Source organism: Alteromonas sp. (genome assembly GCF_984505615.1).
In genome coordinates this window covers 49,353-69,077 of the sequence record NZ_CFHOXV010000002.1, presented here as the reverse complement: position 1 = coordinate 69,077, position 19,725 = coordinate 49,353, and the positions used below count along the sequence as shown (strand labels likewise).

At 48.4% G+C, this 19,725-nt stretch carries 21 protein-coding genes; 8 read left to right on the top strand and 13 right to left on the bottom strand.

The window, feature by feature from the left end:
* Nucleotides 1–301: 301 nt before the first annotated feature.
* The 3 genes from AC4PME_RS01870 to wecA form a co-directional block, all read right to left on the bottom strand.
* Entirely contained in the window at nt 302–1,159 is an 858-nt protein-coding gene (locus AC4PME_RS01870) for a glycosyltransferase family 2 protein (protein ID WP_119500466.1), read from the bottom strand.
* A complete protein-coding gene (locus tag AC4PME_RS01865; protein ID WP_491045056.1) occupies nt 1,156–2,046 on the bottom strand; it encodes a glycosyltransferase in 891 nt (296 codons plus the stop codon). The genes AC4PME_RS01870 and AC4PME_RS01865 overlap by 4 nt, the downstream gene beginning before the upstream one ends.
* A 94-nt stretch (nt 2,047–2,140) precedes the next feature.
* Nucleotides 2,141–3,211: a UDP-N-acetylglucosamine--undecaprenyl-phosphate N-acetylglucosaminephosphotransferase gene (gene wecA, locus AC4PME_RS01860; protein WP_119500465.1), complete on the bottom strand. Its 1,071-nt coding sequence runs from the start codon at nt 3,209–3,211 to the stop codon at nt 2,141–2,143.
* Nucleotides 3,212–3,763: 552 nt separating this feature from the next.
* Between wecA and AC4PME_RS01855 the strand changes: the two genes are divergently transcribed.
* From AC4PME_RS01855 to galE, 8 genes are all read left to right on the top strand, one after another.
* Entirely contained in the window at nt 3,764–4,117 is a 354-nt protein-coding gene (locus AC4PME_RS01855; protein ID WP_119500464.1) for a hypothetical protein, read from the top strand.
* 14 nt (nt 4,118–4,131) lie between these two features.
* The gene (locus AC4PME_RS01850; protein WP_181013654.1) at nt 4,132–5,979 is read left to right on the top strand and encodes a polysaccharide biosynthesis/export family protein; all 1,848 of its coding nucleotides are present in this window, start codon (nt 4,132–4,134) and stop codon (nt 5,977–5,979) included.
* Nucleotides 5,979–6,761 (top strand): ABC transporter permease, encoded by a 783-nt coding sequence (locus tag AC4PME_RS01845; RefSeq protein WP_119500462.1) that lies wholly within the window; start codon nt 5,979–5,981, stop codon nt 6,759–6,761. Before AC4PME_RS01850 ends, AC4PME_RS01845 begins: the two co-directional genes overlap by 1 nt.
* Nucleotides 6,758–7,408 (top strand): ABC transporter ATP-binding protein, encoded by a 651-nt coding sequence (locus AC4PME_RS01840; protein WP_491045055.1) that lies wholly within the window; start codon nt 6,758–6,760, stop codon nt 7,406–7,408. Before AC4PME_RS01845 ends, AC4PME_RS01840 begins: the two co-directional genes overlap by 4 nt.
* A gap of 22 nt (nt 7,409–7,430) precedes the next feature.
* The gene (locus AC4PME_RS01835; protein WP_491045054.1) at nt 7,431–8,540 is read left to right on the top strand and encodes a KpsE/RkpR family capsule polysaccharide export protein; all 1,110 of its coding nucleotides are present in this window, start codon (nt 7,431–7,433) and stop codon (nt 8,538–8,540) included.
* A 199-nt stretch (nt 8,541–8,739) separates the two neighbouring features.
* Nucleotides 8,740–10,221 (top strand): peptide MFS transporter, encoded by a 1,482-nt coding sequence (locus AC4PME_RS01830; protein WP_474844842.1) that lies wholly within the window; start codon nt 8,740–8,742, stop codon nt 10,219–10,221.
* Nucleotides 10,222–10,331: 110 nt separating this feature from the next.
* Entirely contained in the window at nt 10,332–10,634 is a 303-nt protein-coding gene (locus AC4PME_RS01825) for a DUF6170 family protein (RefSeq protein WP_303574457.1), read from the top strand.
* Nucleotides 10,631–11,650, top strand: coding sequence for a UDP-glucose 4-epimerase GalE (galE, locus tag AC4PME_RS01820; RefSeq protein ID WP_119500459.1), 1,020 nt, complete (start codon nt 10,631–10,633; stop codon nt 11,648–11,650). Before AC4PME_RS01825 ends, galE begins: the two co-directional genes overlap by 4 nt.
* Before the next feature lie 103 nt (nt 11,651–11,753).
* Here the strand turns inward: galE and AC4PME_RS01815 are convergent, their stop codons facing one another.
* From AC4PME_RS01815 to ccmA, 10 genes are read right to left on the bottom strand one after another with little or no spacing between them, the layout of a single operon-like run.
* Nucleotides 11,754–12,572, bottom strand: coding sequence for an MlaA family lipoprotein (locus tag AC4PME_RS01815; protein WP_491045053.1), 819 nt, complete (start codon nt 12,570–12,572; stop codon nt 11,754–11,756).
* Nucleotides 12,569–13,822 carry a c-type cytochrome biogenesis protein CcmI gene (gene ccmI, locus AC4PME_RS01810; RefSeq protein ID WP_491045052.1) on the bottom strand — a complete coding sequence of 418 codons (1,254 nt, stop codon included), beginning with the start codon at nt 13,820–13,822 and terminating at the stop codon, nt 12,569–12,571. The genes AC4PME_RS01815 and ccmI overlap by 4 nt, the downstream gene beginning before the upstream one ends.
* Nucleotides 13,819–14,271, bottom strand: a complete 453-nt coding sequence (locus AC4PME_RS01805; RefSeq protein WP_491045051.1) for a cytochrome c-type biogenesis protein — start codon at nt 14,269–14,271, stop codon at nt 13,819–13,821. Before AC4PME_RS01805 ends, ccmI begins: the two co-directional genes overlap by 4 nt.
* Nucleotides 14,268–14,873 (bottom strand): redoxin family protein, encoded by a 606-nt coding sequence (locus tag AC4PME_RS01800; RefSeq protein ID WP_491045050.1) that lies wholly within the window; start codon nt 14,871–14,873, stop codon nt 14,268–14,270. The genes AC4PME_RS01805 and AC4PME_RS01800 overlap by 4 nt, the downstream gene beginning before the upstream one ends.
* Complete coding sequence (locus AC4PME_RS01795; RefSeq protein WP_491045049.1) at nt 14,870–16,867, bottom strand: heme lyase CcmF/NrfE family subunit; 1,998 nt, start codon at nt 16,865–16,867, stop codon at nt 14,870–14,872. The genes AC4PME_RS01800 and AC4PME_RS01795 overlap by 4 nt, the downstream gene beginning before the upstream one ends.
* Complete coding sequence (gene ccmE / locus AC4PME_RS01790) at nt 16,864–17,334, bottom strand: cytochrome c maturation protein CcmE (protein ID WP_119500454.1); 471 nt, start codon at nt 17,332–17,334, stop codon at nt 16,864–16,866. Before ccmE ends, AC4PME_RS01795 begins: the two co-directional genes overlap by 4 nt.
* A gap of 1 nt (nt 17,335) precedes the next feature.
* Nucleotides 17,336–17,566: a heme exporter protein CcmD gene (ccmD, locus tag AC4PME_RS01785; protein WP_491045048.1), complete on the bottom strand. Its 231-nt coding sequence runs from the start codon at nt 17,564–17,566 to the stop codon at nt 17,336–17,338.
* Nucleotides 17,556–18,311, bottom strand: a complete 756-nt coding sequence (locus AC4PME_RS01780) for a heme ABC transporter permease (RefSeq protein WP_491045047.1) — start codon at nt 18,309–18,311, stop codon at nt 17,556–17,558. Before AC4PME_RS01780 ends, ccmD begins: the two co-directional genes overlap by 11 nt.
* Nucleotides 18,311–18,970, bottom strand: coding sequence for a heme exporter protein CcmB (gene ccmB / locus AC4PME_RS01775; RefSeq protein ID WP_491045046.1), 660 nt, complete (start codon nt 18,968–18,970; stop codon nt 18,311–18,313). The genes AC4PME_RS01780 and ccmB overlap by 1 nt, the downstream gene beginning before the upstream one ends.
* 5 nt (nt 18,971–18,975) lie before the next feature.
* Complete coding sequence (gene ccmA / locus AC4PME_RS01770) at nt 18,976–19,641, bottom strand: cytochrome c biogenesis heme-transporting ATPase CcmA (protein ID WP_491045121.1); 666 nt, start codon at nt 19,639–19,641, stop codon at nt 18,976–18,978.
* Nucleotides 19,642–19,725 lie beyond the last annotated feature (84 nt).

Below are 19,725 nucleotides of genomic sequence, written 5' to 3'. Positions count from 1 at the left end.
CGCTCTACAACATGGTTCACAACTTAAGCTGCCGTCAGTGATTAACACCAGCTATAAAATCATTTTACATAAGCAGGATGCGTTACCCATGCTTCTACGATAAACGAGTTAATATGGCTCAATCAACTTGCATTTACTACAACCAATACAAAATAGCAGCCACTTACGCACCATTTCAGTGCGAACGCACTAAAATAGACACAGACGCACTCCGTTAGAACAATTTCTTCATGACGTCTATCTATTAAAATCGCGACAGTTTACTTAACCACCGTGACGGATTGATGACGAAACATGATACCTATTCCAGCGGTCCATTTTTTCCTTTGAGTCCGTCAACCAATCCCTTCGCAAAATACCGGCCCCGCTGCTTTCCGTTGTCGAAAACCCAGCGGTTAATGAGCCACCTTAACGGAATGGCCGGAATATTTCTCAGCTTCCAGTAAAGCGGCACGTAACTTCTGCGACTTAATATAAGCACATTACGTACCTGATAATATAATCTTACCGGTGCACCACGTTTAAAGGTAATTCCGAGGACCTTATGTCTGCCGTCACCCTGCTTATGCAACATGGTCACGTCCGTCAACTTAACCACAGAGAATCCTTTGTCTCTGGCTCTCCAGCACCATTCATGGTCTACACCGTCAATGAACAGTGACTCTTCCTTGTGACCAATGGTTTCCAGCTCAGAAAGGCTGAGCATCATCCCTGAGGCAATTATTTGTTTAACACTGGCAAGGCCGTCCCGCACATCTACTGCCTGCTGCACTTTTGGCTTTACCGGCTGATTATAAAATTCGCAGATAATTTGCGGGCCTACCGCAGCTACCTTGCCGAAATGTGCTTGCGCTTCAACAAAACCGGCGCACAATCCTTCCATCAGCGCTGGTGTAACAGCACTGTCCTGATCGAATAAAACAGCATGGCTGAACTGTTGCCCGGCAAGATGAGACAAACCGCGATTCTGAGCAGCGGCAATCCCGATGTTTTGGGGATAGTGGAGATAAACCACTTCCTGCGGCAATGCCAGCTTCAATTCATGGGGAGAATTATCGACCAATACCACCCGATAACCCGAATCAATCAGCGTTTCTAACATCCGGCTAAGATGCGAAGTATCAGGATGAAACAGGATTATAACAACCCCGGTTTTCATGACTTCTCGCCTCTCTCCAGCATCTTCCGGTCCAGTTTATACGCCAATTTAACCAGCTTTGAAGGCATCATCCGCATCAGCAGTACGCAACTGGCATAAAACAGATTCCAGGGCGTCATCCGCTTTAAGGCACGCATAGCGTAGAGCCTTGCACGAAATTCGTTGACCGACTTGGAAAAGCCCCGGCGTTTATAGAAATTATTTACCCGGCGGAATTCCAGTAAACGCTCACTGAGATTTCTGAATACGAAACCTTCCTCTGCCAGTTGGATCCACAAGAAGTAGTCCTGAGTATTCATCAGTTCAGCATCATAGCGAAAGCCCTTCCGGAATATTTCATATCTGAAAGCGACTGTAGGATGATTTATGGAACAGCGGCGGGGTAAGACTTTAACGATTTGCTTGTGGGATGCCGGCATAATTCTCGCTCCTACGACCACACCACTTTCATTGATTTCAGTCAGTGCTGTACCAAGGATCCCCACATTCTGATGATTACTGAGGTATGTCACTTGTTTTTCGATACGATCCGGCAATGAAATATCATCGGCATCCATTCTGAAAAAGAAATCAAAGTTCAACGCCATGCCCCACTCTATAGCAAAGTTCATACTGGCCGCCAGACCAATATTGGAGCTGTTCTCTGCGAGAAAAATACGTTCATCACTGGCCGCGGTATGCGTCAGAAAATCACTGATATTGCTGTCGACAGGACCGTCTTTGATGATAAGGAAGATAAACGTTGAGTAGGATTGACCGGTAATGCTGCTGACAGCTTGCTTCAACCAGTTCAACTGGTCTTTATGATACACCGCCATTGCCACCAGAGACCCGGTACCGGCAGGAATTTTACCCTGATGAATTATCGTTGTTTTTGCTTTTGACAAGGCAGCCGCCAGTAACACATCACTATTTTAACTGGCTGCAAACATACCAAAATTATTCCCTGTCGTCTGCACTATTTATGGGCAGTTGACGGTTTTAAGGTTTTGTTTTCAATGATCGTTTAACGTGACGGATCAATTTCCAGATGTTTTGAATGATATAGCTGTAAACCATCAGCAAGCCAAGGAACGACCAGAACATGACATACTCAGGCACCATCAGGATTTCTCCCAGAATACCCACACCGGCGTAACACAACCCCAGGAACAAAATTGCAGCCAGCGCTTGTCTGCTGGAGAGTCCTGCACGCATAAAGATATTGTGCAAATGCTTGCGGTCAGGACGCAACATTGACTGCCCTTTGCGTGCACGTCGGTACATGATCGCTGCCATGTCCATCAGCGGAAGACCAATCAACCACACAGCGGTAATAGGTCTGAAAGCAGCGGCTTCGCCCTGCGTGTGGTCCACAAGCAACCACACAATAGTAAGTCCGACAAACATACTGCCGGCATCACCCATAAAGATTTTATTGCCTTTGAATCCCTTCCAGCTCAGATTGAAGGCCAGAAATGGCACGATAGCAGCGACAATAATCAGCGGCTCCATGATAGCCGCACCGTTACCTGTTCCCAGCAGAATACCGACAACAGTCAACAGAACAATCAAACTCATGCCACCGGCGAGCCCGTCTATACCATCAATCATGTTGAAAGCGTTAATTACACCCACAACGCAGACGATGGTAAAGAAGTAACCGGCAATCCCCAGATACGCTTCACCGAAGCCGAAAATGTTACCCAGGGAAGTAATATAATTCTGTGCACTCCATGCCATGATGGCAGCAACACCAAACTGACAAAGGAGACGGCCTTTGGCACTTAACTGGAAGCGGTCGTCCAGCATGCCAAGCAAAACAATAAACGCTGATGCTGTGAAAAACAGAGGATTGTTTTTCATCCACACATCAGTCGCCACACTCGCCACCAGCACAGCCATGAAAATGGCAACTCCACCAGTCAAAGGCACCATGCCTGCGTGACGTTTACGGTAAGTCGGATGATCAACCAGGCCAAACTGATGAGCCAATGGAGTCATCACAATCAATAAAATCAGGGCGACAAAAAATGCCGTGAACAACGGTACAATTTGAAGATAATCAAACATACAAAGTACTAATCCCTAACCATAGGTCTGACTTGCCGGTAGATGTGAAATATGTGTGAGCGGTGTTGATAGCGATATTCCATTTTGTCTAAAACTTCCTGATGCCGGGCAGCATTTTGATCAGCAAACACCAACATGCCAATATAATAATAGACTAAAGACAAAAAGACTACCTCCTGAAATTACAACAGAGAAATTTTCTTTCAAATCTTTAAATCTGCTTTACCTCTTCTGACACACATCTGACATTCCACCGCCTTACAAAGCATACTGCGAACTTTTTTAGCATCACAGACTCACACAGACGTCATTTTTAGTTTTAACATTACCCGGGGGAACCATCTTATGCAGATACGTAACATCAGCAGGCACTCCTGAGTAACAACACCATTTTAAATGTCAGTAGCTTTCAAGCAATTATCAAGCCATCACTATAATTGGTTACTAAACATGACAAATTACAGATTTAGCGCAGATGCATAAAGGGCAGACTGCAAAAGCCGGTGAATGTGGTATGCTATCCGGCCAGATTAGACAAGGAATTATTAAGACATGAGTATTATCAGAAGTTTAAGTGCTGGTCTGATAGGTCTTACCGTACTGTTGAGCGGATGTTCTTCAGCCCCTACGCAGGTGAATGCGAATATTCCGCTGGTTTCAGGCGATTCAATGCGACTAGCTGACAGCCAGGTATATCCGGTACCGCAAGGCAATTTGTCGCCGGGTGAGATGTTGCAGATTGGCAACGAACAGTATCAGATCCACAACCGCTATATTTCAGCATCAGGATTAACCTGTATGTCATTGCGGGATCTGACCAATCCGGCAAACCGTCGTGCAATTTGTGAACGGGACGGGCAATGGCAAATGCTTGCTCCGCTTCTTACTCAAATCTCAGCTAAATAATCATGGCAGAATCTATGTCAGTAATCCGTACACTTTCCACCTTGGGTAAGGTGGTGTTGGCCTGTGCCTGTTTTTCATCTCTTGCAACAGCACAATCTCTGGCCGATCTTCAGCAATTACGTGAACAGGCCCAACAGCAAAACTCGGGCAATTCCGCTACCACCGGAACCGGGAACGCCCAGACTCAAGCCGTGTCGCCTATGAATGTGCAGACTTCCCGTACTTTGCCGGGCGCACGCAGCAGCATGTCAACGTCTACCGGCCAGTACAATAAAGAACCCCGCTCCGGTGTGTCTCTGCCCGGCGAACCAACCGTAGAAGATGTATTTCCTTACAGCGAACCGCTTGTCAGCCCGCCATTCGCTGCCAACCTCTTCATAGGCGGTTTCGAATCTGAGCGCAGCTCAGGCCTTAATGAAAACTACCTGATTGCGCCCGGTGATAAGATTTCAATCTGGATGTGGGGTGCCGTCAACTTCTCCGATGTGGTAACAGTTGATAACCAGGGAAATATTTTTATTCCTAACATTGGTCCTGTGCATGTTGCAGATACGCCGGCCGGTTCGGTGAATGCACTGGTCACTAACAGTATTAAAAGAATCTATACCAACGACGTTAACACCTACGTGAATTTGCTCACGTCTACGCCGGTAGCGGTTTATCTTACCGGCCCCGTTATCCGCCCCGGCCAGTATGCCGGCCTGGCATCAGACAGCGTGCTTTATTATCTTAAACGTGCCGGCGGTATTGATTTCAACCGTGGCAGCTTCCGTAAAATCGATATCCGCCGTGAAGGAAAAGTAATTGCCACGGCAGACCTTTATGAATTTATCCGTGAAGGCACCCTGCCCGGCGTTTCTTTTAAAGACGGTGATACCATTGTTGTTCATCCGGTAGGTGACAGAGTTACTGTCGCCGACGGTGCGAATAACAGCTATACCTTTGAATTCAAAAAAGACGAGTTGATGGGTGAGACTTTGCTTGACTATGCCAGACCACGGGATTTTATCAGTCATGTTTCCGTTGCCGGCCTCAGAAGCGATCAGCAGTTTGCTCAGTACGTTTCGCTAAATGAATTCAACAATGTTGTTTTGCAGTCCGGTGATGAAGTCAATTTCATTAATGACCACGTCGCGAAGGTTTACCAGATAAACATTGAAGGTGGTCACACTGGTCCTTCCAAAATCATGGTTGACCGGGGCACCCGTTTGCAGGATGTTCTGGATTACATTCATGTTGACCCGTCACTCGCCAGTGCGTCAGATGTTTATCTGCGTCGCGAAAGCGTGGCACAAAGTCAACGGGAGCTCATAGAACAGTCGCTGCAGCGCCTGGAGCGCAGCATCTATACAGCACCAATCAGTTCTACCGGAGAAGGTTCTATCCGTGTTCAGGAAGCGCAACTGGTCAGCGACTTCATTGAGCGTGCCAGACAAGTAGAGCCACAGGGTAAAGTCATTGTGGCTGAAAACGGTGAAGTGGCCAATGTACTGCTGGAGCCGAATGATACCATTGTCATCCCTGAAGCCACTGATCTCATTCATGTGGGCGGCGAAGTAATGATGCCTCAGGCTATTGTCTTCAATAAAGATGCGACCACCGCTGATTATGTTGCCTGGGCCGGCGGGTTTACCCAGCGCGCTGACGACGAGCGCATCCTTATCATCAGACAGAACGGTATTGTAGAGTTCGACAGTATTCACAGCAGTTTGTGGTCTGAAGGCGAAGGTAAGCTCACTATCCGTCCGGGTGATCAGGTTGTGGTATTACCGTCTATCGATGTTAAGTCTCTGCAGACCATCAAAGATATCACACAAATCATTTATCAGATTGCTGTGGCGGCCAACGTAGCTACCAACTGATGGATATTACCTTTAAATCACAGGTTGCAGCATGGCGAAGAGTTATCTTCGCCCTGTTTCTCCGTGAGCTGCAAAGTAAGTTCAATGATAAACTGGGACTTGGCTGGGCCTTTATTGAACCCTTCGTGTTCATTTTTGCCATGTCCTATCTCCGCAGCTTTATCAGCGGCAGCGACGTTCATTCCGTGCCGTTATTTGTATTTATGATGATGGGCCTGATGGGCGTACAAACATTCATGACCTGCACGTCTGTGGTACCTGAATCAATCGGTAAAGCAAAACCCCTCTATGCCTTCAGGCAGGTACAGCCTATGGCTGCGCTTATCACATCAGCATTTATGGAATTTGTGATAAAAGTTGGTGTGGTTTGCCTTGTTGTATGTGCTGTATATCTGCTGGATATTGATTTTGACGTGGACAACCCTCTGCTGTTAATTGCGCTTTTCGCATTACTGTGGATTTTTTGCTTTTCCATCAGCCTGGTATTCGGTGTCCTCATCGCCTTCATACCTGAAATGAAAAAAATTAAAAATATGCTTAACCGGCCTATCTTTTTCATTTCCTGTACCTTTTTCAGTTTGCAGGATCTGTCACCTGAGGTATGGCCCTGGTTGACCTGGAACCCACTGGTTCACTTTATTGAACTCGCAAGATACGCCTGCTATGAAACCTATGGTGATACCGGTGTGTCTTTGCAGTTTGCTGTTGAAGTTACCGCCATCACTCTGTTTGCCGGATTAGCGCTCTATCACACAACCTGGAAGAAGGTGTTGTCACGGTGATTAGAATAGAAAATCTGACTAAGAGCTATCCGAGCAAACTCGGGCCGCAATACATTTTTAAAAATTTAAACTTTGAATTCCCCACCGACCATAGTGTTGCCATTTTGGGTAAAAACGGTGCCGGTAAATCCACATTGTTCCGTATGCTGGCCAAAAGCGAATATCCGGACAAGGGCAGGATCCTGACAAATAAATCCATGTCCTGGCCGGTTGCACTGGCCACCGGTATTCATCCGCAAATGACTGGCAGGGAAAATACGCGATTTATTGGCCGTATCAACCAGGTGAAGTCACTGCCAAAGTATGAAAAACAAGTGCAGGAATTCGCCGAGATTGGTGGCCGGTTTGATTTACCGGTTAAGACGTATTCCTCAGGTATGCGTGCCAAGCTGGTTTTTGCCTGCTGTATTAATATTGATTTTGATATTTATCTCATTGACGAAGCAACTTCTGTGGGCGACCCCACATTTCGCCGCAAGGCCCGTAATGCCCTGAAAGAGAAAAATCTGACAGCAGGTATGATCATGGTCAGTCACGAACTGGACCAGATCAGGGAATTTTGTACTTCAGCCATTCTTATTGAAGACGGTAAGCTGAATTATTTCAGCGACCTGGAAGAAGGCATAAGTGCCTACATGGCAGAATAAATTTAGGTTAAGTGATATTAAAATGATGAAAGCGAAAGCAACCCTCAACAAACTGAAAAAGAACAAGCTGGTTTTCATTCTTGCGCCCTGGCTGTTATATGCGTTCTACCTGATTGTGTGGGCAGCACCGCAATATGAGAGTACAAGTAAGCTCATTATTAAATCCACAGACGGCGGCAGTTCCTTTGACCCCACCAGTTTACTGGGTGCATCAATCAGCGGCGTAGCGTCGACAAACGACAGTCAAATCATCGAAAGTTATATTAAATCTCAGGATATGATGCGTTATCTGGAGAAAACGTTGTCCCTAAGCAGCCATTACGGTGCTGACCATGCGGATATGTTCAGCCGTTTGCCGGAAGACCACAGCCAGACACAATTTTATGAGTATTACCTGCGACAAATTTCAGTGGAAGTAGATTCAGCATCTTCTGTTATCACCCTGAATGTAAAAGCTTACACGCCGGAATTTGCACAGCAGGTCAACAGCACCATTGTGGATAAAGCCGAGCAATTTCTGAACGACATTAATAACAATCTGGCCAAATCTAAAATGGAATTCGCTAAGGGCGAACATCAGGTGGTAGAAGATAAACTGCAAACTGCAAAGCGTGACATCCTCGCTTTCCAGTCTAAGTATAATGTGCTTGACCCTACCGCAGAAGGTGCCGCTTCCCAGCAAATTGCGTTCTCTTTGCAGGCCACGCTGGCGCAAAAGAAGGCAGAGCTGAATACCATGGAGACGATGATGTCACCCAGTGCCCCCGAAGTACAAAACATCAAACGTCAGATTGGAGCCCTGCAACAACAAATTAATATTCAAAAGGAAGGCTTCAGCAACCAGGTAACCGGTGAATCGCTGTCCGTAACAGAGCAGATGGCAAAGTACTCTGACCTGCAAATCCAGCTGCAACTGGCTATTCAGGCTTTTTCGTCCTCGCTGGTGTCACTGGAAAATGCCAGGGTCGAGGCCTATCAGAAATTACAGTATCTGGTCACCATCGAGTCTCCTACTCTGCCGGATGACAATGCTTATCCTAAAATAGTCTATAACCTGGTGCTTTTTGGTGTCATTTTACTCATCCTGTATGGCACAGCACGTATTATCATTGCGACTATCAAAGAGTTGTAAACAGCTAAAAGGGCTACACCTGCCTTACAGGGTAGTCCTTTTAAAGACTAAGCGTTTTACCCTGTAATTCTCTTGTGTATAGTGGAGTCAGGCATTAATTCACCTGACTGAGTCCGCAAGGAAACAGAACCGCCGTTATCTCAGGCAATGAATTACAAAACCAATAACAATCATTACAAAACGGAACGACATTGTGACAATAAAAACATCTAACGATTCCAGTTTCTTTGGCCATCCGGGGGGCCTGCAGACACTGTTCTTCACTGAAATGTGGGAGCGCATGAGCTACTACGGTATGCGTGCCCTGCTTGTTATTTTTATGACTCTCACCATCCAGCAGGAAGGTTTAGGGTTCGACAAAGAAACCGCCTATGCCATTTATGGCTTGTATACCGGCGCTGTTTATTTCATGGGCCTTTCCGGCGGCTGGCTGGCAGACCGTTTGTTTGGTGGCCAGAATGCAGTGTGGTACGGCGGTATTATTATTATGTGCGGCCATATCGTGTTGGCCATTCCTACCACCTCTACCTTCTTCATCGGCTTGATCCTGGTTGTACTTGGCACAGGTTTATTGAAACCCAACATCAGTGCAATGGTCGGTCAGCTTTATTCTGAACATGATGCCCGCCGTGACAGTGGTTACACCCTGTACTACATGGGTATCAATATCGGCTCGATTATCGGTAACCTGGTGTGTGGCTGGTTAGCCGTTAACCAGGGTTATCACTGGGCATTCGGTGCTGCTGCAGTAGGCATGGGGATCGGTCTTGTTCAATACAAAATGACTCAGCATAAACTGCCTTCAGAATCAGCGAGTCCGACAGTGAACATGACACCTGCCGGTGTGAAGAAAAGTTGGACGGGCATTATTTTGTTTCTGGTCACACTGTCCATCGTCACTTATGCCATGAGCATGGGTTATCTGGTCATTGATGTTGCAGAAGTCGCAGAGTCGGTAGCCTATCTGTTTACTGCTATTTTCCTGCTGTATTTTGGTTTCATCTATTTCTTCGGCGATTTAAGTGAAAATGAAAAGAAGCGGATGCTTGCATTGTTCTTAATCTGCGTAGCCTCTTCCTGCTTCTTTGCCGGTTTCGAACAGGCAGGTTCTTCACTGAACGTGTTTGCTAACGAAGATACTGACCGCATGTGGGGCGACTTTGAAATTCCTTTCGCCTGGTTCCAGTCGCTCAATTCGTTGTTCATCATTGTATTATCACCTTTCTTTGCCGCCCTGTGGATCCAGTTAGGTAAACGAATGATGGATCCTTCCTACGGTATCAAGTGTGCCCTGGGCACCCTTATCATGGGCAGCGGTTTCATCGTAATGTTTTTTGCAGCCATGTATGCAGCGGGCGATCAGAAAGTGGCGCCTTACTGGTTAGTTGCTACCTACTTCCTGCACACTGTGGGTGAACTGTGTTTAAGCCCGGTAGCATTAAGTGCGGTAAGTAAATTATCCCCCCGTCGCTTCTCAGGACAGCTGATGGGTCTGTTCGTACTGACTTACTCTATCGGTAGTGTGATTGCTGGTGTAATGGCCGGTGCGTTTGGTACAGAGTCAGATAATGTGTCGGCACTGTTCAGCAATATCGCCATGTTTGCCGGCGTCATCGGTGTACTGGTTCTGGTATTCTCACTGAAAACCCGTAGCTGGGAGAAGCTGCCACAGGAAGATTAAACACCTTCCACCAAAGGCGGGTTGATCCCGCTACCGATTAATCTATTATAAACCGCTGTAACGTTATTCCTGGTTCAGCGGTTTTTTCTTTTCAGGATCATCAAGCAGTAATGGCAATTTATTTTTCTACCAGACAAATTCCGGGCCTGTCCGCTCTTCCCCTTGCTCAGCGTATGACTGTGATGGACAGTGCCGCAAAATGTCTCACTGTCCCCGAAAAAACTCTGCTCAATATTTTAAAACTACTGGTTATCGTACCGGTGTTTGCCTTGATTATACGGACAACGACGAACTGGCACTCATTGCTGTGGGCATTGCTGGTATTTTTGTTGTATCCGTTAGTCGTGAAACCTATTCAATATTCACTGTGCGCCAAGTATGTGCCACAAATATTATCTAAGGAGAGACAATGAAAACCATCCTGGTAACAGGCGGTGCAGGATATATCGGCAGCCACACTGTGCTTCAGCTGCTGGAACAGGAGTATCATGTTGTCGTACTCGATAACCTGGTTAATTCCAGTGCCGAATCCCTTCGTCGTGTTGAAAAAATCACTGGTAAACAAGTGACATTCGTACAGGGTGACATCCGCGATGACAATGTACTGGATACCATTTTCAGCCAGCATCAGGTCAATGCAGTGATCCACTTTGCCGGTCTGAAGGCGGTTGGTGAATCTGTACAGAAGCCTCTGGAATACTACGAAAACAACATGTACGGCACGCTGAGCCTGTGTAAGGCAATGCGTAAGCACAATGTCATGAATCTGGTTTTCTCCTCTTCAGCCACTGTCTACGGCGATCCTGTGTCGTTACCATTGCATGAGAAAATGGCAACAGGCCATCCGACTAACCCTTACGGCATGTCAAAACTCATGGTGGAACACATGCTGACAGATTTGTACAAGTCAGATGAGCAATGGAACATCGTGTTGTTACGTTACTTCAATCCGGTGGGTGCACATAAGTCAGGCCTGATTGGTGAGGATCCTAATGGTATTCCGAACAATCTGATGCCATATATCTCTCAGGTAGCTACAGGTAAACTGGAACAACTGAGCGTATTCGGTGATGACTACGATACAGAAGATGGTACAGGCGTAAGAGACTACATTCACGTTGAAGACCTTGCCAATGGGCACCTGAAAGCACTTGACCGCCTGGCACTTAACATGGGACTGGATGTGTACAATCTGGGAACCGGACAGGGCTATTCCGTGCTGGAGATGATTAAAGCATTTGAAGAGGCTTCCGGGCAAACTGTTAACTACCGGATAGCTCCCAGACGCAGTGGTGATGTTGCCGCCTGTTATGCCGACCCCACCCTGGCGGCAAAAGAGCTAAACTGGCATGCTGAAAAGAACCTGCAGGACATGTGTAAAGATGTGTGGCACTGGCAGTCAAATAACCCGAAAGGTTATCAGGACTGATTATGAGCCGCCGGCACACTGAAATGTGTGCCGGAACAAGTAACCGGAGTGCGGAGAAACTTTCTCCGCATACGTTTTATTACAGCAGCAATCTGAATGACGGTTAGTTCTGCTCTTCTGGCAAATCAAGATCATCAAGCATAGATTCAAACTCTTCGAAATCGTCTAACTCTTCCTGCTTAATCACCTTTTCACCACTTTTTCCGTCAGTCACACGAAATTCCAGATTCTGGAAATAAGCGTTTTTAACGAAGGCATAGTCATCAATCGCCTGCTCAAGCTGCGGCTCCTGATCGATCAGCCCTGCACGGCCTTCCAGAATAGAGACAGCGAAACGGGCCACATTCATGCTACCGGTAAGCACAGTCATCGGATAATACACGTTATCCGCTACATCACCGGCCAGTGAGCGCGGATCGCTTGGCCCCAGTGCAGGAAACATGAGGTAAGGACCCGTTTCCACGCCCCAGTAACCGAGCACTTCTCCGAAATTCTCACGCTGACGTTTGATACCCATCGCGTCGGCCACATCAAACGCACCGAACAATCCTACGGTAGAGTTGATGATAAATCTGGCCAGACTATCCAGCCCTTCGTCAATTTTTCCCTGGAAAAAGTTATTAAACATATTGCCGGGCTCATCCAGGTTATTGGTGGCATTCACAAGTCCGGTCCGGGCAAATTGCGGCATGACCGTCACATAACCAATAGTTACCGGACGCAATATGTACTGATCAAGTACTTCCCAGTTGAAATTCCAGGCCACACGGTTCAGTGGCTCCAGCGGATCCCGCGGGTCGCCTTGCGGTATCTCGTTGCTGGCCTGTGCCTGCTTATCCACAGCACGCTGACTGGCGCAACCTGACATTAACGTTATGCCCAGCAAAATGCAGGCGAAGAGTGATTTAGACGTATTGATCACTGCAATTCCTTGTTGATTTGTATCGGGAGCGGGAGCACTTCGCCCGGTGACACCGGTACCGTAAGTACTCCACTGAGGTCTCCGGCAGCGGGCATAACATCATCACCGGTCGATATTCTTGCGGTAAGCTTAACCTGCTGCAGAGATGCCAAAGTGAACGTTGGCACCATGGCATTATCCGTACTTAGCGACAAAGATACAGGAAAATTTTGTAACTGCATTTTAACTACGGCCGCCGGCATACGGTTTTCACTCTGTGCATCCTGCGCATAAACAATCAGATAACCATCGTCAGGAAGTTTATCTTTTATTTCATCAGCAATAGTTACCGTAATATCAAACCCTGTTTTAGCAGCCATTTGCTCTGCTGCAACAGGCACAGATTGTTGCTGCTTTTTAAGACCGGCAATACGTTCTTCCAGCGCCAGACGGGTTTCATGTTGCGGCGGCAGTTTATCGCGGATAAGCGCAAAGTACCGCTCGGTGCCGGCCAGATCACCCAGCCTTGCCGATACCACAGCCATCATCAAAGATAAGTTATCATTCTCAGGGTTTTCTTCTGTCAGACTCTGCAAAACCCGCCGGGCGGCGGCCAGCTTTCCGGCGTCTTCAGACACCATCAATGCTTGCGCATACGTAATCCTGATAGTCATGTCACCGGGTTTGAGTGACAAAGCCCGCTGAATAGATTGTAAAGCCTGCTCATCTTCTCCCACAGACATCCACAACCGGCCCAAAAACATCCATCCGGTAGCATCTTCGGGTTCGCTGCGCAGCCGCTGGCGGATAGCATAGGTCAGGCTGGCAATATCCTGCGCAGTGAAGCTACCGGCATCACCGGATGCCAGCTTGTCACTCAATTCCGGCAGTGACTCGATAGCCGCCTCAGCCTGTCTGACCTGTTGCAGATGGTTGACCGACGCGTAAACGATAGTGCCCGTAGCTATGGCCAGTACTGCACCGGTCAGCAAAGGCAGAAGTGCAGACTGTTTCTTCACCGTCGCTTCAGAACCGGCCTCATCCACCATAGCGAGCTTCAGTTCATCACTGGCTTTTTGCCTGTCAGCTTCGGAAATGAGACCTTCAGAGACCTCTCTTTCCAGTTCAGTCAGCCGCTGACGGACAATTTCAATGTTCGATAAGACATCCCGCTGACGTACTTCACGACGACGTAACCACGGGAAGGCAACGAGCAACAGGACCAGAGTGATCAATCCTGAGGTAATCAGCCCGAATTCAGTCCAGCTCATTCTTTATCCTGTTTTAACATAGCTTCTGCGCGCTTTAATTTCTCTTCCGTGTCCACCGGCATACTCTGGCCGGATTTGCGGGTAACGAAGAACAGCACCACTGCAATAAACAGCACGGGTAGAGCCCATAACCAGAATGTGGCAATGTTCACCGGCGGTTTGTAATAAACAAAGTCACCGTAGCGTTCTTTCATGTAGCCGATGATTTCATCTTCTGACTTGCCCTGCTGCATCAGTGAATACACTTTCCTGCGCATATCATGGGCGATCATGGCGTCAGAATCGGCAATATTCTGGTTCTGACACATGGGACAACGCAGTTCTCCGGTCAGCTTGAGAAAAAGTGCCCGCCGTGCCGGATCGTCAAAAGCATAGTTATCTTCCACCGCTATCGCGGTCACAGACAGTAAAGAAACCAGTAAAAGCAAAACTATCCGTATGGTATTCATCGGGCTCCTCCGGCTTGCTGCGTTTCCTGCTCAGACAGAAGCTTGCGGTACAAGGGCCCGACTTTGGTTTCCCAGACTCTGGGATTGATATCACCGATGTGATGCATTCTGACAATACCGCGGCTGTCTATCAGGAAGTGCTCCGGAGCACCGGTCACACCTAAATCCAGCGAGGTGTCACGGTAAACATCAAAGATATTGTACTGATACGGATTGCCGTAGCGGCTTAGCATTGATGTGACTTCCTGCTGCACCCGGCTCAGTGTTTTCGTGCCGAAGTCAGGATCCAGATCCTGATCAAAATACAAACCGACAAAGTTGACCTGCTGCTCATGACGTAGTTCCGTAAGATAAGGCATTTCAACGGCACAGGTAACACACCATACGCCCCACACGTTCAGAATCGTGACCTTGCCTTTAAAAACGTCGGGAGTGTAAACAACATCAGGCTGCATCAGATCGGGCAACGAGAAGTCCGGCACCACCTTATCCTGCACTTGTGAGTCCAGTGCTCTGGGATCGGAAAACAGTCCCTGAAAAAGAAACACCACCAGTGCCAGAAAAATCACCAGCGGAATTATAAATAAACCTGTTTTTTTCATCCCTGCTCTCCTGCCATAGGGGATGTTGAAGCACGAAAGACTTTTTTCACTTTTGCCAGTCTTGCCATCCGGTAGCGGCGGTCTGAAACAGAGCAGATCCCACCCAGCGCCATAATAACTGCTCCGGCCCAGATCCATGTAACAAAGGGTTTGATGTACACCCGCACCGCCCAGGCACCGTCATCAAGGGGCTCGCCCATAGCAATAAAAAGATCACGGAAGACGGTGGAGTGAATGCCCGCTTCCGTCATCGGCATTCTCTGCACGGTATACATGCGTTTTTCCGGTTCCAGGTGGACTAGCTTTTCACCATCAACATACACATCAAAAACGCCGATATCAGCGGTATAATTTGGCCCCTGAAACGGTTTCACTTCATTGAATTTAAACGTGTAACCGCCCAGTTCTGCGGTTTCTCCGGGCGCCATACGGATATCACGCTCCAGCGCGTAATTTGACACAAGGGTGATACCAATAATCGTAACAGCAAAACCAAGGTGACCAAGAACCATGCCCCAGTGGCTGGGTGTGAGCTTACGTAATTTTCGCCACAAGCTGTCCTGCGGCATTGCATCAGTGCGCTGCATCACTTCCAGTACCGAGGTCACCAGGATCCACCCGGCCAGTACCAGGCCAAGTGCAGCCATATAGGTAGGAGAATCGTAGGTAAAATTAATCAGTAACCCGGCGCTGATACTCAGTCCGGCGGCAATGGAAATTTGCTTTTGCAATGCCCCCGGCGCCTGGTGCTTCCATCTTGTCAGCGGGCCGAGGCCAAGAAAGAATACGAATGGTACTATCAGGACAGTAAACATCTGATTAAAGAACGGCGCACCGATGGAAATAGAACCCAGGCCCAGTTCTTTATGAACCAGAGGCAGCAGCGTGCCCAGAAGCACTACCAGTGTTGCTGCACACAAAAATACATTGTTTCCCATCAGTAAAACTTCACGGGAAAACAAGCTATAACGGCCGGGCGATTTCAGTTGTGATGCTCTCAGCGCATACAGTAATAAACCGGTTCCGGACAGCACCACCAGAATACCGAGAATAAAAAGCCCTCTTGAAGGGTCACTGGCAAAAGAGTGTACAGATACAATGACGCCGGAGCGCACGAGGAAAGTGCCTAGCAGGCTTAATGAAAACGCTGCAATGGCTAACAGAACCGTCCAGGATTTAAACACCTTACGCTTTTCTGTCACAGCAAGAGAATGCATCAGCGCCGTGCCAACCAGCCATGGCATGAAGGACGCGTTCTCAACAGGATCCCAGAACCACCATCCGCCCCAGCCGAGCTCATAATAGGCCCACCAGCTTCCCAGCGCGATCCCCACGGTGAGGAACGACCATGCAGCAATCACCCAGGGGCGTGACCAACGTGCCCAGGTTGAATCCAGCTGACCGGAAATCAGTGCGGAAATGGCAAAGGCAAAGGAAACAGAGAACCCCACGTATCCCATATACAGCATGGGGGGATGAATAATCATGCCGAAATCCTGCAAAAGAGGATTTAAGTCCCGCCCGTCCACAGGAAAGAAAGGCAACATGCTGTCAAAAGGATTTGAAGTGAGCAGCATAAACAAATAGAAACCGATCCCCACAGCCCCCAACACCGACAAAACTCGGGATACCATTTCATCCGGAATGCCTTTACTGAATATCGCTACGGCCATGGTCCAGACAGATAACATGAGTACCCACAGCAGGAACGACCCTTCATGTCCGCCCCACACGGCTGTGACTTTGTAATAGTCCGGCAGTCTGCTGTTAGAGTGTTGCGCTACGTAAGCGACACTGAAATCATCAGTGACGAAGGCCCACACCAGCGCAACAAACGCCAGCAATGTAAACAGGAACATGCCAGAGGCCAGCGGCTTGGCAGTACCCATCAACAAAGTATGCTTTGTCTGCGCGCCCCATAGCGGATACACAGCCAGTAAAATGGCGCATACCAGTGCCAGTGTCAGTGAAATATTACCCAGCTCAGGGATCATTGTCCGGCTCCGGTATTTGCCGGCTTCACGTGTTTAATGCCTTTCATCTGTTCAGCCAGTTCCGGCGGCATATAATCTTCGTCGTGTTTTGCCAGCACTTCCTGCGCTTCAATGACACGGTCTGCCACCAGTGTACCGGTAGCCACAATTCCCTGCCCCTCACGGAAAAGATCCGGCAGAATGCCTTTGAAACGTACCGTCACTGCAGGTCCCGTATCGACAAGATCGAAGGATACCGCGAGACTTTCTTTGTCACGGTTGACAGTGCCGGGCACAACCATTCCGCCTATTTTCAGTCGCTGGCCAACCTGTGGCTTCACGCCTTCACGGCCATCAACGATTTGTGATGGCGTGTAGAACAAATCGATACTGTCGGTCAGTGCGAAAAGCATCAGGCCAACAGCACCGGTAACCAGCGCGCCAACCAGAGTAACAACTAATAACCTTTGTTTTCTGCGCGGATTCATACTAAACGCTCCTGTCAGAATTAGGGGAAGAGGCCTGAGCGGCTTGCGCAGCCTTACGGATACGCCCCTTACGCTTTTGCTCAGCAGCAATGTGGCGGATGAGTTGCTTATGTGCCAACCAGCTTTGATAAATAATGCCGGTCATCACCAGCGCGGCAATGCCAAAGGACAGCCAGACATAAAATCCGTAACCGCCCATAGCCCAAAATTCTGCCCAACTGTTAAACTGCATCAGACGTCTCCCGCAAACCGGTGATATCCTGCACCCAGGGACGGTGCATTTCCCGCCGCAGAATTTCAGTTTTCATACGCATGGTCGTAACAGCGGCGATAAACAGCGCGAAGCCTGCAAGATTAATCAGCAGTGGCCACAACATCTCCGGCGCTATAGATGGCTTGTCGAATTTGGTGATGGTGGAACCCTGATGTAATGTATTCCACCATTCTACCGAATAGTGGATCACCGGGATGTTCACAACACCCACCAGCGCCATAACACCCGCCGCTTTACCCGCCTGCTGCTTATCTTCAAACGCGGTATACAAGGCAATGACGCCAAAATACAAAAACAGCAAAATAAGTTCTGATGTCAGCCGTGCATCCCACACCCACCATGCGCCCCACATAGGTTTCCCCCATGCTGCACCGGTAAGCAAAGCAATGAATGTCATCGCTGCACCAACAGGGGCCATGGCAATCATGGCCATGTACGCGGTCCGCCATTGCCAGACCATTCCCACCAGTGCAGCTACAGCCATAGCAACATAGGTACTCATTGACAACATGGCAGATGGCACATGGATGTAGATAATTCTGAAGGAATCACCTTGCTGATAATCCTGAGGCGCAAATAAAAGCCCCCATACCGTACCGCACAACAAGCTGATTACTGCAGCCACTGAAAACCAGGGGAGCAGCGTATTACAAAGCTGGTAAGCCCGCTCAGGCTTGGCATAGGGATGTAACCACTTCCACATCAGTTCTGACTCACTTTTAAAGAGTAGGCAATAGCAGCCGGAGCTAACGCCATTGCCAGCAACAACATCGCGCCAATAATAGCAATTTGCGCCCTGTAGGGTAATTGTAGCGCAGCTGCATCCACTGCCGAGGTAGCAAATATCAATAATGGAATGAAAACCGGGATCAAAAGCAGCGCCAGGAGTACACCACCACGCTGAAGCCCTACCGTTAATCCCGTTCCGATTGCGCCCACCAGTGACAAAAGCGGTGTACCTAACATCAGGGTGAGTACCAGCGCTATGTACATGTCAACAGTGAGATTAAGAAACAGCGCGAGCAAAGGTGACAACAGCAAAAGCGGAATGAAAGTCACCAGCCAGTGGCAAAGTACTTTTAGGGCGGCGACGGCATAGTAGGGCTGTCCGGATAATTGTAGCTGTTCCAGTGAACCATCTGCGAAATCGTCCCGGAATAACCGCTCCATCCCGAGCAATGAGGACAATATAGCAGCTATCCAGATAACGCCCGGTCCTATCCGTTGCAGGGTGTCAGGGCCGGGTCCTATTCCCAGCGGAAACAATGTCACTACCATGAGTAAGAACATAAGCGGCTGTACCAGCTCGGCCTTCTGACGAAATGCCAGTGCCAGGTCCCGTTTAAAAACCCCCTCATACATGCCGCTCAAAACCGGTACTCCAAATCAAATGTCTGATACCCGCCCGCACGATGGCTCAGTGTCTGATGTGAGGTAGTCAACACAGCACCGCCATTGCCTACATGTTCACACATTTTATCTTCCAGTTGGGCAACGCCACGGGTATCCAGTGCGGTAAAAGGTTCATCGAGGATCCACACGTCAGCCTGCTTCAACCATAATCTTGCCAGAGCGGCACGGCGAAGTTGCCCTGCAGACAGTGTGCGGCAGGGTACATCTTCCATACCCACCAGCCCCACCAGAGCCAGCACGTCATAAAGATTGTCTTCGTTAAAGCTGACTTTATGCTGCGCACACCAGAATTGAAGGTTTTCCAACGGCGACAAGGTGCCGTTTATGCCGGCTTTGTGTCCTATATAGATGAGGCTGGTGAACCAGTCTTCGCCCAATGGATTCCCCTGCCAGAGAAGGGAGCCGCTTTGAGGCTGACTTAATCCACTGAGGATACGCAACAAACTGGTTTTCCCGGCACCGTTAGGCCCACGCAAATAAATCAGCTGCCCTGGCAGGAGCTGAAAAGACAGATCTTCGAACAGTACTCTGTCCCGTTTAATGCACGTTAGTTTGCTGGCAACCAGTCCCGACAAACCGCTATCCTCTTTAACATATCTTTGTATATTCCGGTCTGGCATTCTAGCATAGGCAAAACGGAACACATCACGCCCATTGGCGTATTAAACTTTTTTATGACTTAGTTCAAACTGAAGGACCATTGA

What these genes read in the sequence shown, in the direction of transcription:
- AC4PME_RS01780 (WP_491045047.1), bottom strand. Translation starts at nt 18,311, where the DNA reads ATGTGGAAGTGGTTACATCCCTATGCCAAGCCTGAGCGGGCTTACCAG.
- AC4PME_RS01835 (WP_491045054.1), top strand. Translation starts at nt 7,431, where the DNA reads ATGATGAAAGCGAAAGCAACCCTCAACAAACTGAAAAAGAACAAGCTG.
- ccmB (WP_491045046.1), bottom strand. Translation starts at nt 18,970, where the DNA reads ATGTATGAGGGGGTTTTTAAACGGGACCTGGCACTGGCATTTCGTCAG.
- galE (WP_119500459.1), top strand. Translation starts at nt 10,631, where the DNA reads ATGAAAACCATCCTGGTAACAGGCGGTGCAGGATATATCGGCAGCCAC.
- ccmI (WP_491045052.1), bottom strand. Translation starts at nt 13,822, where the DNA reads ATGAGCTGGACTGAATTCGGGCTGATTACCTCAGGATTGATCACTCTG.
- ccmD (WP_491045048.1), bottom strand. Translation starts at nt 17,566, where the DNA reads ATGCAGTTTAACAGTTGGGCAGAATTTTGGGCTATGGGCGGTTACGGA.
- AC4PME_RS01870 (WP_119500466.1), bottom strand. Translation starts at nt 1,159, where the DNA reads ATGAAAACCGGGGTTGTTATAATCCTGTTTCATCCTGATACTTCGCAT.
- wecA (WP_119500465.1), bottom strand. Translation starts at nt 3,211, where the DNA reads ATGTTTGATTATCTTCAAATTGTACCGTTGTTCACGGCATTTTTTGTC.
- AC4PME_RS01845 (WP_119500462.1), top strand. Translation starts at nt 5,979, where the DNA reads ATGGATATTACCTTTAAATCACAGGTTGCAGCATGGCGAAGAGTTATC.
- ccmA (WP_491045121.1), bottom strand. Translation starts at nt 19,641, where the DNA reads ATGCCAGACCGGAATATACAAAGATATGTTAAAGAGGATAGCGGTTTG.
- AC4PME_RS01855 (WP_119500464.1), top strand. Translation starts at nt 3,764, where the DNA reads ATGAGTATTATCAGAAGTTTAAGTGCTGGTCTGATAGGTCTTACCGTA.
- AC4PME_RS01795 (WP_491045049.1), bottom strand. Translation starts at nt 16,867, where the DNA reads ATGATCCCTGAGCTGGGTAATATTTCACTGACACTGGCACTGGTATGC.
- AC4PME_RS01800 (WP_491045050.1), bottom strand. Translation starts at nt 14,873, where the DNA reads ATGAAAAAAACAGGTTTATTTATAATTCCGCTGGTGATTTTTCTGGCA.
- AC4PME_RS01825 (WP_303574457.1), top strand. Translation starts at nt 10,332, where the DNA reads ATGGCAATTTATTTTTCTACCAGACAAATTCCGGGCCTGTCCGCTCTT.
- AC4PME_RS01850 (WP_181013654.1), top strand. Translation starts at nt 4,132, where the DNA reads ATGTCAGTAATCCGTACACTTTCCACCTTGGGTAAGGTGGTGTTGGCC.
- ccmE (WP_119500454.1), bottom strand. Translation starts at nt 17,334, where the DNA reads ATGAATCCGCGCAGAAAACAAAGGTTATTAGTTGTTACTCTGGTTGGC.
- AC4PME_RS01805 (WP_491045051.1), bottom strand. Translation starts at nt 14,271, where the DNA reads ATGAATACCATACGGATAGTTTTGCTTTTACTGGTTTCTTTACTGTCT.